Annotated in this window: 11 protein-coding genes and 3 pseudogenes; 3 read left to right on the plus strand and 11 right to left on the minus strand. The window is 73.1% G+C overall.

The window, feature by feature from the left end:
• Positions 1 to 40: 40 nt before the first annotated feature.
• Positions 41 to 1,186, minus strand: coding sequence for a glycogen synthase (gene glgA, locus ACIQ6Y_RS01885; protein ID WP_404033645.1), 1,146 nt, complete (start codon positions 1,184 to 1,186; stop codon positions 41 to 43).
• Between the two features lie 42 nt (positions 1,187 to 1,228).
• Complete coding sequence (locus tag ACIQ6Y_RS01890; RefSeq protein ID WP_404031450.1) at positions 1,229 to 2,017, minus strand: (2Fe-2S)-binding protein; 789 nt, start codon at positions 2,015 to 2,017, stop codon at positions 1,229 to 1,231.
• 210 nt (positions 2,018 to 2,227) lie between these two features.
• Between ACIQ6Y_RS01890 and ACIQ6Y_RS01895 the strand changes: the two genes are divergently transcribed.
• Entirely contained in the window at positions 2,228 to 3,370 is a 1,143-nt protein-coding gene (locus ACIQ6Y_RS01895) for a DMT family transporter (protein ID WP_404031452.1), read from the plus strand.
• Here ACIQ6Y_RS01895 and ACIQ6Y_RS01900 read toward each other — a convergent pair.
• A pseudogene (locus tag ACIQ6Y_RS01900) lies at positions 3,360 to 4,184 on the minus strand (peptidoglycan DD-metalloendopeptidase family protein); the annotation flags it as partial. The gene ACIQ6Y_RS01895 and the pseudogene ACIQ6Y_RS01900 sit on opposite strands and share 11 nt — an antisense overlap.
• 129 nt (positions 4,185 to 4,313) lie before the next feature.
• Positions 4,314 to 4,604, minus strand: a pseudogene (locus tag ACIQ6Y_RS01905) (transglycosylase family protein); the annotation flags it as partial.
• Positions 4,605 to 4,895: 291 nt separating this feature from the next.
• Here ACIQ6Y_RS01905 and gndA point away from each other — a divergent pair.
• Together gndA and ACIQ6Y_RS01915 are read left to right on the plus strand one after the other, a co-directional pair.
• Positions 4,896 to 6,335 carry an NADP-dependent phosphogluconate dehydrogenase gene (gene gndA / locus ACIQ6Y_RS01910; RefSeq protein ID WP_404031454.1) on the plus strand — a complete coding sequence of 480 codons (1,440 nt, stop codon included), beginning with the start codon at positions 4,896 to 4,898 and terminating at the stop codon, positions 6,333 to 6,335.
• A pseudogene (locus ACIQ6Y_RS01915) lies at positions 6,334 to 6,689 on the plus strand (hypothetical protein); the annotation flags it as partial. The gene gndA and the pseudogene ACIQ6Y_RS01915, both read left to right, overlap by 2 nt.
• A gap of 469 nt (positions 6,690 to 7,158) precedes the next feature.
• On the opposite strand, the gene ACIQ6Y_RS01920 reads toward ACIQ6Y_RS01915, so the two are convergent.
• From ACIQ6Y_RS01920 to ACIQ6Y_RS01950, 7 genes are all read right to left on the minus strand, one after another.
• Positions 7,159 to 7,797: an aspartate/glutamate racemase family protein gene (locus ACIQ6Y_RS01920; protein WP_404031457.1), complete on the minus strand. Its 639-nt coding sequence runs from the start codon at positions 7,795 to 7,797 to the stop codon at positions 7,159 to 7,161.
• 12 nt (positions 7,798 to 7,809) lie between these two features.
• Positions 7,810 to 8,163: a GNAT family N-acetyltransferase gene (locus ACIQ6Y_RS01925; protein ID WP_404031460.1), complete on the minus strand. Its 354-nt coding sequence runs from the start codon at positions 8,161 to 8,163 to the stop codon at positions 7,810 to 7,812.
• 55 nt (positions 8,164 to 8,218) lie between these two features.
• Positions 8,219 to 8,638 carry an aspartate 1-decarboxylase gene (gene panD / locus ACIQ6Y_RS01930; RefSeq protein WP_404031463.1) on the minus strand — a complete coding sequence of 140 codons (420 nt, stop codon included), beginning with the start codon at positions 8,636 to 8,638 and terminating at the stop codon, positions 8,219 to 8,221.
• Between the two features lie 306 nt (positions 8,639 to 8,944).
• On the minus strand, positions 8,945 to 9,187 hold the full coding sequence (locus tag ACIQ6Y_RS01935; protein ID WP_404031466.1) for a DUF5302 domain-containing protein: 243 nt from the start codon (positions 9,185 to 9,187) through the stop codon (positions 8,945 to 8,947).
• 85 nt (positions 9,188 to 9,272) lie between these two features.
• Positions 9,273 to 10,688: a DEAD/DEAH box helicase gene (locus ACIQ6Y_RS01940; protein WP_404031469.1), complete on the minus strand. Its 1,416-nt coding sequence runs from the start codon at positions 10,686 to 10,688 to the stop codon at positions 9,273 to 9,275.
• A gap of 304 nt (positions 10,689 to 10,992) precedes the next feature.
• Positions 10,993 to 12,393, minus strand: coding sequence for a vanadium-dependent haloperoxidase (locus ACIQ6Y_RS01945; protein ID WP_404031472.1), 1,401 nt, complete (start codon positions 12,391 to 12,393; stop codon positions 10,993 to 10,995).
• A 401-nt stretch (positions 12,394 to 12,794) separates the two neighbouring features.
• Entirely contained in the window at positions 12,795 to 13,949 is a 1,155-nt protein-coding gene (locus ACIQ6Y_RS01950; protein WP_404031476.1) for an enolase C-terminal domain-like protein, read from the minus strand.
• Positions 13,950 to 14,019 lie beyond the last annotated feature (70 nt).

A 14,019-nucleotide genomic window follows, 5' to 3' on the forward strand; every position in this document is an offset into this window, starting at 1 on the left:
ACCGTCGTTGCCTCATGTCCCTGCCCCCGGGCGGTGACGGCTAAGCCTGTTCGAGGATCTTCCTGTACAGGTCGGCGGTGCGCCGGGCGACGGCGTCCCAGCCGAACTCCCCCACCGCGCGCGCCCGTCCGGCCTCGCCCATGCGCCGGGCACCCCCCGGATCTGCGAGAACGCTGTCCAAGGCGCGCGTGAGACCCGCCTCGAAGTCGTCGTCGACGGGCACCAGCAGACCGGTCTCGCCGTCGGCGACGACCTCAGGTATTCCACCGACCCGCGACGCCACGACGGGCGTGCCGCACGCCATCGCCTCCAGGTTGACGATCCCCAGCGGCTCGTAGACCGACGGGCACACGAACACCACCGCGTGGGTGAGGAGTTGGATCACCTCGGGGCGCGGCAGCATCTTCGGGATCCAGAACACGCCGTCGCGGACCCGGCTGAGCTCCTCGTACAGCTCACGGAACTCACGGTCGATCTCCGGAGTGTCGGGCGCGCCCGCGCACAGCACGACCTGCGCGGCCGGGTCGATGTCCCGTACCGCGCGCAGCAGATGGGGCACGCCCTTCTGCCGGGTGATCCGGCCGACGAACAGCACGTACGGGCGCCGCGGGTCGAGCCCGAGGCGCTCCAGCGCGTCGGTGCCAGGGTCCGGGCGGTACAGCGTGGTGTCGATGCCGTTGTGCACCACGTGCACCTTGTCCGGGTCGAGCGCCGGATAGCAGTCGAGGATGTCCTGGCGCATGGCCCCGGAGACCGCGATCAGCGCGTCCGCCGACTCGGCCGCAGTGCGCTCGGCCCAGCTCGACAGGGCGTATCCGCCGCCCAGTTGCTCGGCCTTCCAGGGGCGCAGCGGCTCCAGCGAGTGGGCCGTCATCACATGCGGGATGCCGTACAGCATCTTGGCGAGATGGCCGGCGAGATTGGCGTACCAGGTGTGCGAGTGGACCAGTTCACGGCCCTGGAGCGCGGACGCCATGGCCAGGTCGACGGAGAAGGTGCGCAGCGCGTCGTTGGCGCCGTCGAGCGCGGACCAGGAGCTGTGCCGCGTCACCTCCTCTGTCCGGCCCTCACCCCAGCAGTGCACGTCGAGGTCGACCAGGGGCCTCAACTCCCGGGCGAGGAACTCGACATGGACGCCGGCCCCGCCGTACACGTCCGGCGGATACTCCCGTGTCAGCAGTCCCACACGCACCATGACCCCCAGTTGTTCGCTTACGGATCTTCATGGTCACCCAGATGCGGCGCGCGGGGAAGAGCGCGATGGTCCGGGTGGGCGCGGTGGCGTGGTGAAACAGCAGTCGCCGCACACGCCGCCGCCGGGAAGCCGGTAGTAGAGGCAGCAGCTGCGCCGCCGGAAGGAGGTGCCGGTGAGGGTGCCGGTGCCGGCCAGCAGGGGGTGGCCGAGCAGCTCGGCGGCCAGGGCGCGGGCCCGCTCGCCGGTGGCGGGGCTGCCCTCCGCGCGCGCCCAGCGATCCACCTCGCGGGCGGCTCCGGCCAGCGCGGAGGCCGCGTTGCCCCGCAGCAGTCCCGGCGCGAGCCGGTGCTCGGCGCGCAGCGCGGCGGCCAGCGGCTCCAGATGCCCCAGCAGGACGGCGTCCGCGAGTGCGGCCGCGTCGGCGGGCGGCCCGGGCCGCAGCTCGGCCAGCCACAGCTCGTCGGGGGCGCTTGCGTCGGGGTCCCAGTGCAGCAGGCGCGGGTCGAGATCGGGGAGCCGGCCGTAGCGGACGGCGCAGCCCAGGGCGATCGACCACAGCCGCGCCGCGAGCCCGAGATGCGCCACCGACGCGGCGATGCGCGGCTCGGGCGCGCGCAGGGCGGCGGCGACCTTGTCCACCCGAAAAGTCAGTGGATTCACACAAAGTTCGGATGTTACGAATCCGTAGGCGTGCGCGAGTGTCGGCGAGCGGCGGGGCGTCTCTCCTGCCGAACCTAGGAGAGTGCGCACGGTGAAGAAGGCGCCGAGCGGTCGCAGAGCGGCGAGTGAGGGGTCGAGGTCCACGAACAGCAGTAGTACCAAGTCACCTAGGGGGTGGAACTTCAGGGTGTCCGGCCGCTGTAACCCGCCTTGGGGAGGACGGGATCACCTGCGTACTCCATCGGTAGTACGAGCCATTGGGTGCTCAGGGACGACGACGGGAACAGCGGAAGAGGGCATCGTGTTGTTCATGGAAGCCGATTGTTCGCCGCGTGGGGCTGTACAGCCCCGCCTCACGCAGAGGAGCAGCCGATGAGCGCCCTCGCGTTGTCCGTGCTGCTGTCGTTCGTGTCCGCCGTCGCGTACGCCGGCGGAGCGATCGTGCAGGAGCGCGTGGCGGAGACCTCCGGCGAGCAGTACGCACCGCTGCGCCGGCCGGGCTGGTGGGGCGCGGTCGGGCTCAACGGCCTCGGCGGACTGCTGCACGTGGTGGCGCTGGCCTTCGGACCGCTCAGCCTGGTGCAGCCGCTCGGCGCCCTGACCATCGTGTTCGCGCTGCCGATGGCCGCGATGTTCGTGGGCCGCAAGGCGGGTGCCACCGCCTGGCGGGGCGCGATCATGGCGACGGTCGGCCTGGCGGGCCTGCTGTCCCTGGTCGGCGCCTCCGGGGCGCATTCGCTGGACGGGCCGGACCGGATCGCCGTCTTCGTCGTCACCGGCGGCGTGGTCGCCGCGCTGACGGTGGCCGGGCGGGCCGCGCACCGGCACCCGGCGGTGCGCTCGATGGTCCTGGCCACGGCTTCCGGTATCGCCTTCGGTATCTCGTCGGTGTTCACCAAGACCGTCGCGGTCGACTGGTCCGGCGGCCTCGGCGCGGCCGACCTGCCGTCGCTCGGCGCCATCGGTGTGCTGGCCACGGCCGGTCTGCTGCTGTCCCAGGCCGCCTACCGGGGCGCCGGGCTCGCCGCCCCGCTGGCCACGCTGACCGTGGTCAACCCGGTGGTGGCGGCCGCGGTGGGCATCACGATGTTCGGCGAAACCTTCCGCTACGGCACCGCCGGCACCGTGCTCGCCCTGAGCTGCGGTGTGGTGGCGGCGGGCGGTCTGATCCTGCTCACCACCGAGCGCATCGCGCGCACGGAGGGTGTGGCGGCCGCGGTGCCGGAGCCCGCGGAGAAGCCGGCCGGGGGCGCGCGGCAAGTCCCCGTGGAGGAGCCGGTCGTGGTCGCGCGGCGGGCCCCCGTCGAGGAGCCGGTCGTGCTCGCGCAGCGGGTCACCGTCGAGGAGACCGTTCCCGCGCTGGTGGAGGACCCCTTCGGGCCGGCGCCGCTCACGGCGGGCGCCTTCGACGACCTGTCGCAGGAGGAGAGGCCGGTCGCCCTCCTCCCCGCCTACGCCATGCCGTACGTCCCGCTGCCGGTGCTCGACCGGCACCGGACGCGTGTCAAATCCTGACGCCGCCCGCTCGCAGGTAGGCGACCGGGTCGACGTCGGAGCCGAAGCCGGGCCCGGTCCGCACCTCGAAGTGCAGATGCGGGCCCGTGCTGTTGCCCGTGGACCCCGAGCGGCCGATGCGCTGGCCCGCACCCACGCTCTGCCCGGCCCGCACGCCGATCGCCGACAGATGGGCGTACTGCGAGTAGCGCCCGTCGTCGTGCCGCAGCACCACCTGGTAGCCGTAGGACCCGCCCCACCCGGCGCTGACGACCTGCCCGGCGCCGATCGCCCTGACGGACGTGCCGGTCGGCACGGGGAAGTCGACGCCCGTGTGATAGCCCTTCGACCAGGACGAACCGGCCTTGTGGTACGGCGTACCGGTGGGCGCGTCGACGGGGGCCACGAGAGACGCCCCGCGCTCGGCGGACCGGGACGTCTTGCGCGACTCGGGCGCGGGCTTGGACTGCTTCTTCTCCGGCTTGGACCGGTGCTGCTCCGGCTTGGACTGCTGCGCCCCCGAGTGGGACCGCTGCTTCTCCGGCTGGGACCGCTGCTTCCCCGGTGCCTTGCGCTCGGCGCGGTCCTGCTGCGGGGCCGCGCGGTCGGTGCGGGTGCCGCCCGCACGGCCGTCCAGGCTCAGCCGCTGGCCCGGCATGATCAGGTCGGGGTCGGAGCCGATGGTCGTACGGTTGGTGGCGTACAGCCCCTGCCAGCCGCCGCGGACGTCCTCGCGGTCGGCGATCCCCGACAGGGTGTCGCCGCGGACCACGGTGTACATCTCGGCCCGGCCCGCCCGTGACTGGGGCGTGCTCTGCGGCTGCACATCGCGTACGGAGGTCTTCGCCTGCTGGGGGTGCACGCCCGGGCTCTCGCCGCCGCGGGTCAGCCCCGCGCGCTGCGAGCACACCGGCCAGGCGCCGGGGCCCTGGGCGTCGAGGACCTTTTCGGCGACCGCGATCTGCTGCTCCCTGCTCGCAAGGTCGGCGCGGGGCGCGTACGCGGTGCCGCCGTAGGCCTCCCAGGTGGACTGGGTGAACTGCAGGCCGCCGAAGTGGCCGTTGCCCGTGTTGATGTTCCAGTCGTGACTCGACTCGCATGCGGCGACCTTCTCCCAGGTCTCCGCGTCGGCCGCCTGGGCGACACCGGCACCGACCAGCGGGAGGGCCATTCCGGCGCCGCCGGCCGTGACGGTGAGCGAGGCCCGGTTGATCCTGTTCGGCTGATACCGGCGGTGCCGGCCGCGTACGGCCATGGGGTGCCCCCTCGACAAGCGTCAGGAGGGCCAAAAGTAGAGGTGCCGAACAGGCCATGACAAGACGGCAATCGGTCGTGCCGTCACTCCAAGTGGCCGGGATGGGCCCCTTGTTGGCGACGCCCCTCGATGCCGCCGCTGAGACGGGGGCCGTGCCGAGTCCGTATTGAGCCGCGACGGACGTCATGAACTGTCGGTGTATCGGCGTATCGGCGCGGGGGGACGGTCCCAGACGGCAATACTGACGGTCACGCCCGGCAATCAGCACCGATATCTCTAGGAGCAGGCGATATGAGCACTTCAGCCCAGATCGGCGTCACGGGGCTCGCGGTGATGGGCCGCAACCTCGCCCGCAACTTCGCGCGCAACGGCTACACCGTCGCCGTGCACAACCGGACGGCCGCGCGTACGCACGCACTGGTCGAGGAGTTCGGCGGCGAGGGCGACTTCATCGCGGCCGAGACCGCCAAGGAGTTCGTGGCAGCCCTGGAGCGGCCCCGCCGCCTGGTCGTCATGGTGAAGGCCGGTGACCCCACCGACGCGGTGATCCAGGAGTTCGCGCCGCTCCTGGAACCCGGCGACATGATCATCGACGGCGGCAACGCGCACTTCGCGGACACGCGGCGCCGCGAGCGGGACCTGCGCGAGCAGGGCATCCACTTCGTCGGCATGGGCGTCTCCGGCGGCGAGGAGGGCGCGCTGCACGGGCCGAGCATCATGCCGGGCGGGCCCGTCGAGTCGTACGACTCCCTCGGCCCCATGCTGGAGAAGATCTCCGCCAAGGCCGCCGACGGGGCGCCGTGCGTGACGCACGTCGGGCCGGACGGCGCCGGGCACTTCGTGAAGATGGTGCACAACGGCATCGAGTACGCCGACATGCAGCTGATCGGCGAGGCCTACCAACTGCTGCGCGACGTCGCCGGTTACGAGCCCGCGCGGATCGCGGAGATCTTCCGCACCTGGAACACGGGCCGGCTGGACTCGTACCTGATCGAGATCACCGCCGAGGTGCTGTCGCACGTGGACGCGGCGACGGGCAAGCCCTTCGTGGACGTGGTGGTGGACCAGGCCGAGCAGAAGGGCACGGGCCGCTGGACCGTGCAGATCGCGCTCGACCTGGGCGTGCCGGTCTCCGGCATCGCCGAGGCGGTCTTCGCACGCTCGCTGTCCGGGCACGCCGCCCTGCGGGCCGCCTCGCGGGGGCTGGCCGGTCCTACGGCGTCGCCGCTGAGCGAGTCCGAGGCGGGCGCCTTCGCGGACCGGGTCGAGCAGGCGCTGTACGCCTCGAAGATCGTGTCGTACACGCAGGGCTTCCACGAGATCGCCGCCGGCAGCGACGAGTACGGCTGGGACATCGACCTCGGCCAGGTCTCCTCCATCTGGCGCGGCGGCTGCATCATCCGGGCGGCGTTCCTGGACCGCATCCGCGAGGCGTACGACACGCGCCCCGACCTGCCGAGCCTGCTGTCCGACGACACCTTCGCCCGGGAGATCGCCGCCGCGCAGGACGACTGGCGCGAGGTCGTCGTCGCCGCGACCCGCCAGGGCGTGCCGACACCCGGCTTCTCGGCGGCGCTGGCCTACTACGACGGCCTGCGCGCCACGCGGCTGCCCGCGGCCCTGACCCAGGGGCAGCGGGACTTCTTCGGCGCGCACACGTACCGGAAGGTGGACGCCGAGGGGTCGTTCCACACGCTGTGGGGCGGGGACCGGTCGGAGGTCTCCGCCTGAGGAGCCCCGCGGGGCGGCGGCTCCGGACGAACGGCCTGCGCTGACCGGCGAGTTGCCGGTGCGCCGGGTGTGTGTGCCGGACGGTGACGTCCTTGCACGGCGGGGTCGGGCTCGTCGTCCCGGGACGGCGGGCCGAGGGCGCGGCCGTGCTGAAGGTGTCCTTCCCGCTTCCCGGCAACGTCCGGCGTTCGCCGCCTGGGTCGGCCGTGGGGCCGTGCTGCTGCACGAGCGGGACGACGAACGGTTCGTGCCAGGAACATCCTGCGGGCCGACCGCGAGCCGTGGCCGGCCGTCGGCCCCCAGGGTTACGTGGGTGACCCCGCGTACGACGGCGGCACACTGCTCAAGTCCCGGGGCCGACGAGACGGGGCCCGGCGCTGCTCAGGACAAGGGCGGTCCGGGTTCCGGGTTCGGCACCGGCTCGGGGCCCGGCGGGATGGGCGACGGGTCGGGGCCGGGGACGGGGGGTGTCGGGCCAGGGCCCGGCGGCTGGGGCGGGGGCGTCGGGCCCGGACCTGGCGGCTGGGGCGTCGGTTCAGGGCCGGGCCCCGGCGCCGGAGGCGTCGGCTGGGGACCCGGGCCCGGGGGCGGCGGCGGGGGCGGCACCGGGTCCGGGTACGGCTCCGGGTGCTGAGGGTCGGGGCCCGGGGTGGGACCCGGCGGTACGGGGTCGGGATACGGCTCGGTCATGGTGTCCTCCGGCACAGCGCGGACATGGCCTCTGGACTACTCCCCCGGTTACCCGCCCGGGGACCGGCCAGTCACCCGCCTGAGCCAACGACGCCCGCCGGCCGGGCGAGGCGGTCCCCCGCCACTGGCCGGGTCAGACCCTGCTCGCCGCCTGCGCCGCGGCTGTAAGACCCAGCCGGGGGCTGGACAGGACCGGGACGCGGGTGGTGGTCAGTGCCTGGGCCGGGGCCATGGACGCCTGGGCGAGGACGATCGCGTCGGCGTCAATGACAGCGTCGGCTCCGGCGGCGATCAGCCGGAGGTAGGAGTCGGTGTCACCCGACTCGAAGTGCGGCCAGGCGTCCTCCACCAGCACCAGCCGGACCTCGGCAGGCCGGCCGCCGCGGCGGGCCTCTCCCTCGATCAGCTCGGCTGTCGGGGCGAGCGTGCTCTCCAGGGCGGCCAGGACGACGATCCGCGGGCCGGCCGCGACCGCGGCGGCGGCCATCGGACGGTCGACACGCAGGACGGGCACCCCGGCCGAGGCCGCGGCCGCCTCGGCGGTGCCGCCGATGGTGGAGCAGGTGCACAGGACGGCTCGGGCGCCGTCGGCGACGGCCTGCTCGACGAGCGCGCGGACGTCGGCGGCGACCGCCTCGGGCCCGTCGCTGCGGGCCCGGGTCAGCAGGTCCTCGTCGACGAGGTGGCGCAGTGCGAGGTCCGGGTGGGTCTCGTCGCGCAGGGCGTCGAAGACAGGGACGTGGACGGGCGACGTGTGCAGCAGGGCGAGCATCGGCGGGCCCCCTCAGAATCGCTCGGGGTGGGCCGCGAGCCACTCCCGCGCGGCGCGCAGCAGCTCGGGGTCGGCGGCCGGGGCCTCCTCGGGGTGCCGGGCCGCCCATCGGACGACGTAGGGGCACAGCGGCGCCACGGGGACGCCCTCGCGCGCGGCGAGGGCGTACAGCTCACGGGCGAGCGACCCGGCGATGCCCCGGCCCTCGTGAGCGGGCTCGACGAGGGTGTGGACGGGCACCAGGGCCGGCCCGGGGGATGCGAGGACGAAGTACTCGATGTGCCCGACGACCTCACCGCCGCCGTCTGCGCCGAACGCCTCCAGGCGTCCGGCCGCCCGGTCGTCGCGGATCTCGATGTCGCTCATGGGCACTCCTCGTCGCACAGGCGGCCGAGGCGGCGGGGAGACTCGGGCAGGAGGCTCAGACCGTGACGGCCTGCGGGCTGCGCTGCTGGTCGGAACCCGGAACCGGCTCCCCCGCATCCGCGCCCAGGGCCACGATCCGGTTGTCGCCGTCCACGTGCACGACCCGCGGCTTCAGCTCCCGCGCCTCGGCGTCGGTGACCTGAGCGTAGCTGATGATGATCACCAGGTCTCCGGGGTGCACGAGATGTGCGGCGGCCCCGTTGATCCCGATCACCCCGGACCCGCGCTCCCCCTCGATGACGTACGTCTCCAGGCGGGCGCCATTGGTGATGTCGACGATGTGCACGAGCTCGCCCGGCAGCAGGTCCGCGGCTTCGAGCAGGTCGCCGTCGATGGTCACCGATCCCACGTAGTGCAGGTCGGCCTGGGTGACGGTGGCGCGGTGGATCTTGGACTTGAACATGGTGCGCAGCATGAAGTACTCCCGGAGAGTTGGCTCCCTGCCCGCTTTTGCAGGTCAAGGGCGTTTCTCACTTTACAGACACACCTGGCGGGGCGTCCGCCATGAGGTCGACAGGACCCTATGCGACGGACGTGGGGGCGGGCTCGTGAGAGCCGTCACATCAGGGGGCTGGGTCGCACTGTGTGCGGCGGCGCCACCGGCCCGGGCCGGTCGCGCAAGAGCCCTTCCGCAGTCGAGCGTGTCGACTGCGGAAGGGCTCTTGCGCAGGTGGGACCGTCGGGGTCAGCCGCCGCTCTTGCGCAGGTGGGACCGTCGGGGTCAGCCGCCGCTCTTGCGCCGGAACGACCGCTGGCTCGCGGCCGGGCCGTGAGCCGCGCGGACCTTCGAGGCGTCGGGGTTGGCGGCGACATCGGCCGCCTCCGCCTGCGCGCCGCGCTTGCGCGCCAGGGCTTCACGGAACTTGCGCTTGAGGTCGTAGTTGCCGTCGCTGTCCGGCGCGAGAGGGGACGTCTCGGGGGCGGCCGGCTCCGAACCTTCCGTGGTGTCGGGTTCTGCGGTCATGGTGACCTCCTGGGTTCGGGTGTGGACCGGCACAGCTTGTCATGCCGGGAGCAGGGCGGGGCGCCGACCGGCAGGGCAACGGCTCTCAGCCGTTGCGACGCACCAGCGCGGCCTTGCGGGCCTCGGCGAGCTTGCGGGCCTCGCCGGCCTTTCGGGACTTGCCGCCGGCGCCGCGGGAGGGGTCCTTGCTGGTGCCGAGGCCGCGGAAGGGGGCGTTGCTGTTCTTGGGCCGGGGGACGGCGGGCCCGCCGTCGAGCGGGGTGCCCGAGGGAGCCTTGGCACCGGTGATCCGGCTCAGTTCCGCCTCGCCCGAGCGCACCTTGGTGACGGTCGGCTCGATGCCGGCCTCGGCCATCACGCGGCTCGTCTCGCGGCGCTGCCCCGACAGCACGAGGGTGACCACGCGGCCGGACTCACCGGCGCGGGCGGTGCGGCCGGCCCGGTGCACATAGTCCTTGGGGTCGGTGGGCGGGTCGACGTTGACCACGAGGTCGAGGTCGTCGACGTGCAGGCCACGGGCCGCGACATTGGTCGCCACCAGAACGGTGATCTGGCCGTTCTTGAACTGCGCCAGCGTCCGTGTGCGCTGTGGCTGGGACTTGCCGCTGTGCAGGGCCCCGGCGTGCACCCCGCTGGCCCGCAGATGCCGGGTGAGCTGGTCGACGGCGTGCTTGGTGTCGAGGAAGAGCAGGACGCGGCCGTCGCGGGCGGCGATCTCCGTGGTGACGGCGTAGCGGTCGGGGCCGTGGACGACCAGAACGTGGTGCTCCATCGTCGACACCGCGCCCGCGGACGGGTCGACCGAGTGGACGACGGGGTCGTGGAGGTAGCGGCGGACCAGCTGATCGACGTCGCGGTCGAGAGTGGCCGAGAAGAGCATCCGCTGACCGTCGGGATGCACCTGGTCGAGCGCGTCGGCGACCTGCGGCAGGAAGCCCAGGTCGCACATCTGGTCGGCCTCGTCCAGCACGGTGATCCTGACCCGTCCCAGACGGCAGGCGTTGCGCTCGATCAGGTCGTGCAGGCGTCCGGGGGTGGCGACGACCACCTCGGCGCCCTGGCGCAGCTCGGCGATCTGCCGGCCGATCGACATGCCGCCGACGACCGCGGCCATCCGCAGCCGCAGCGCCTCGGCGTACGGCGCCAGCGCCTGGGTGACCTGCTGGGCCAGCTCGCGGGTGGGCACGAGGATCAGGGCGAGGGGCTGCTTCGGTTCGGCGCGCCGTCCGGCCGTACGGGTCAGCAGCGGCAGGCCGAAGGCGAGCGTCTTGCCCGATCCGGTGCGCCCGCGCCCCAGGACGTCGCGCCCCTGAAGGGCGTCGGGCAGTGTGGCGGCCTGGATCGGAAAGGGTTCGCGCACCCCGAGTCCGTCCAGTGTCCGCAGCACCTCCGCCGGAAGGTCCAGGTCGGCGAAGGAGACGGCCGGGGGCAGCGCCGGAGTCGTGGTCTCGGACCGGGCTGGACCGCCGTGAGCGATGCCGGAGACGTCGGGGTGCTTCATGAACAGCCTTCCGCAGGGGGACGTACCGAGGAAGGCCCGGCAGGACTGGACGGTCCCCGCACAAGCGGAACCGACCAGGCAGAATCGCCCACCGCGACGACCACGCAAAAGCGTGACACTAACACATGCCATGACATCGCACCGTGACACCGGTCACCCCTGCTTCGCTCACGGCGAGATGCGTGACGGCCTGAGGCCGCATCGCGAACGGCCGGTCGTCACCGGGGGGACCGGCGGGAGGCCTGCCCGCCGGTCCCGGCCGTGCGCCCGCCTCAGCCGTTCCGCGGCGTCCCAGGCCTGGCTGTCACAGTCGGCGCAGTTCGTGTGTGACGACGTAGGAACCGACGTTCCGGCCCAGTGCGAGGCCGTCGACCGCGTCCCAGCGGTAGTGCACGCCGAGGTAGAGGCGGCTCAGCGCGTCCTCCTCGGCGGCGTCGCTGAAGCGGCTGAAGGTGCGGTTGCGGACGGGTGACTTGAGGTCGTCGGTGGTCGCGGTGAAGGAGATCTGGTCCGTGCCGAAGACCTCGTTCATCACCGTCTGCCAGGCCCCGGCGAAGGTGGCGTGGCCGGATGCCCAGGCCGGGAAGCAGGGGGTGGGACCGAGCGGCTGCCACGTGGTGTCGCCGAGGCCCACCTGGACCGCCGAGACCGGGCGCCACAGGTCGATCGGCGTGCGGTACTTGACGTCCCACTCGGCGATCGCGCCGTCCGCCATGGCCAGCGAGACGAGGGCGAAGGCCCGCGCGGTGTCGTAGACGCTCAGGTGCCGCTGGTCGGCGACGATACGGGTGAGGTCGAGCATCTGCCCCGGCGGCTTGTAGGTGCCGTCCGCGTCGTTGGCCCAGAACCAGGCCGCGGCCGTCTGTTCGGTGGTGCGGGCGGTCGAGGTCGCCGAGCCGAGCAGGCGCACCTCGTCCACCTGGGCGCGGTAGGCCGGGCTCGCCATCAGCGCCTCGTACGTGCCGATGGTCTCGGGTGTCGCCGGCCGGAACTGCGCCCCCGAGGACAGGGCGAACGGCCGCACCAGCCCCCAGTTCGGGTCGACGGCGTCGCTCTCGGCCGTGCAGCCGGGACCGCCGGTCGGACGCCAGGCACCGGGCTTGTTCTCCACGGTGTAGGACTCGCGGTTGTCCCAGCCGTCGGTGTAGCGGGTGTTCCACATCCGGTCGGCGATCGGCTCGGCCACCAGCGGCTTGAGGACGTCGAAGTCGGTCCACTCGTTGCCGAAGCGCTCCTTGAAGCGCGTGTTGACGAGCGTCGCCTGTGCGGGGAAGAGCCGGACCAGGAGGTTGCGGGCGGTGTGCCCGATGACGCGCTCCTCCTCGTTCGGCCCCTCCAGGAAGGGCGCGCCGGAGTACTTGGGCGCCTCCAGGTACGGCTCGTACCGCAGGGTGTGCCACGTGCGCTGATAGGCGCTCTCGGCGTCGTAGATCGCGGCGTTCATCATGGCGGCCGCACGGGCGAGCGGGCCCGGCCCGACCTTCTGCTGACGCCGGAAGACGTCCAGCAGCACCGAGTTCCAGTACTGCACCGGCCGGCCGTCGAAGGCGGCGGCTTGCGCGGATGCGGGCGCTGCCGCGGCGGACTGTGCGGTGAAGGCCGGCGGGGCCAGGAGCGCCGCCAGCAGGAGGGACACCAACAGCCGTGTTCTGCGGCGCAGTTGCGCGGACGCTCTCGCCCACGCGCCTAAGGGTCTTGAGGACATGCGTCATCCCCCGGTTCCAGGCCGGCACCCGATGTGCCGACCGCCCCAAGCTAGGCAGCCGACGCGGCGCGGGCGTCCCGCAGAGAGCGGACTTCCCGGTAAACCCGTGCGGTATCCGGGCCGTGCCTGCAACCTGCGCCGTACGCCGTCCCACGTGGTCGGACGGTGAGGGAGAAGCGGTGGGGCGCGAGGGAGAAAGCGGAGTCGCCGCCTACGAACTGACGCTGTCCAGGACGTTCCCGATGGCCTCGACGATCCGGTTCTTGCGCCGGTGCGCCTTGCTGCAGTACCGCCGTGTGCGCCAACGCCGCGTCTGAGGCACCGGCGCCCCGCACCAGTCGCACGGCACCGTTCTTCTCGCTCCCCCGTTCACGCCGCCCACCGTATCCAACCCTCCCTGGCTAGGGAACGTGCTGCCCGTACACCCGGTAGGGCTCGGCGTCGGACCACTTGACGTCCAGTCCGTGTCCCGGGCGGCCGGGGTCGGGGCGCAGTGCGCCGCCCTCCAGCGGCGGCGTGCCGTCGAGGAGGAGCCGCTCGGCGCGTACGTGATCGTGGAAGTACTCGACGTGCCGCAGCCGGCGCACCGCGCAGAAGGCGTGCGCGGACAAGGCCGGGGCGCAGTGGGCGGACAGGTCGATGTGCCGGGCCGCCGACAGGCCGGCGATCTCCAGCAGGCCGGTGATGCCGCCGCAGCGGGTGACGTCGGCCTGGAGGCAGTCCACGGCGGGCGGCTCCAGCAGGTTGACGAAGTCCTGCGGGACGAAGGCGTACTCCCCCGCCGTGATCTCCAGGCGCCCCGGCGCCCGCGCGCGCAGCAGGCGCAGCCCTTCGAGGTCGGCCGAGCTGACCGGCTCCTCCAGCCACCGCACGTCCCACTCCTCGTGGAACCGGTGCGCCCAGTACAGCGCCTCCTTGCGGCCGAGCGCGCCGTTGGCGTCGGTGAACAGCTCCGGCCCGTCGCCCACCGCCTCGCGTACGGCGGTCAGCCGCCCGGGGTCGCGGTCGGGTTCGCGGGAGGTCTTGAGCTTGATCCGGGGGATGTCCTGGGCGACCCATGCGGCGAGCTGTCCGGTGAGGCGGTCGGGCGGGTAGTTGGTGAAGCCGCCGCTGCCGTACACGGGCACCCGGTCGTGGTAGGCGGGCAGCAGACGGACCAGCGGCAGACCGAGCAGACGTGCCTTGAGGTCCCACAGGGCCGTGTCGACGGCGGACAGGGCCATGGCTCCGACGCCGGGGCGGCCCGCGTTGCGCAGCCGTGCGCCCATGCGGTGCCACAGCGCCGGGGGCGAGGCCACGTCCTCGCCCAGCAGCATCGGGGCGAGCCGGGAGGTGACGAGGGCGGCGACCGAGACGTCGCCGTAGGTGTAGCCGAGTCCGCAGGCGCCGCCGGCGTGCACCCGGACGAGGATCATGGTCGTGGAGTCCCACTCCATGGTCCCGTCCTGCTCCCTGCCGCCGGGGCCGTCCGTGGGCACCTCGAAGGCGTCCACGTCGACCGCGTCGACCCGGCACGCCTCCAGCGCCGCCGCCGGGGCGGCCGTACGCCCGGTCATGCCCAGCGGGTGACCATGCCGGGGGCCTCCAAACGGTGGCCGGCTGCCGCCATTGGCGTGCCGTGCCGTT

The sequence above is a fragment of the Streptomyces sp. NPDC096205 genome, assembly GCF_044763135.1.
GTDB lineage: Bacteria > Actinomycetota > Actinomycetes > Streptomycetales > Streptomycetaceae > Streptomyces.

Excerpts from the sequence above, each read along its gene's own strand:
- ACIQ6Y_RS01895 (WP_404031452.1), top strand. The coding sequence starts at position 2,228 with ATGAGCGCCCTCGCGTTGTCCGTGCTGCTGTCGTTCGTGTCCGCCGTC.
- gndA (WP_404031454.1), top strand. The coding sequence starts at position 4,896 with ATGAGCACTTCAGCCCAGATCGGCGTCACGGGGCTCGCGGTGATGGGC.
- ACIQ6Y_RS01920 (WP_404031457.1), bottom strand. The coding sequence starts at position 7,797 with ATGCTCGCCCTGCTGCACACGTCGCCCGTCCACGTCCCTGTCTTCGAC.
- ACIQ6Y_RS01925 (WP_404031460.1), bottom strand. The coding sequence starts at position 8,163 with ATGAGCGACATCGAGATCCGCGACGACCGGGCGGCCGGACGCCTGGAG.
- panD (WP_404031463.1), bottom strand. The coding sequence starts at position 8,638 with ATGCTGCGCACCATGTTCAAGTCCAAGATCCACCGCGCCACCGTCACC.
- ACIQ6Y_RS01935 (WP_404031466.1), bottom strand. The coding sequence starts at position 9,187 with ATGACCGCAGAACCCGACACCACGGAAGGTTCGGAGCCGGCCGCCCCC.
- ACIQ6Y_RS01940 (WP_404031469.1), bottom strand. The coding sequence starts at position 10,688 with ATGAAGCACCCCGACGTCTCCGGCATCGCTCACGGCGGTCCAGCCCGG.
- ACIQ6Y_RS01945 (WP_404031472.1), bottom strand. The coding sequence starts at position 12,393 with ATGTCCTCAAGACCCTTAGGCGCGTGGGCGAGAGCGTCCGCGCAACTG.
- ACIQ6Y_RS01950 (WP_404031476.1), bottom strand. The coding sequence starts at position 13,949 with ATGACCGGGCGTACGGCCGCCCCGGCGGCGGCGCTGGAGGCGTGCCGG.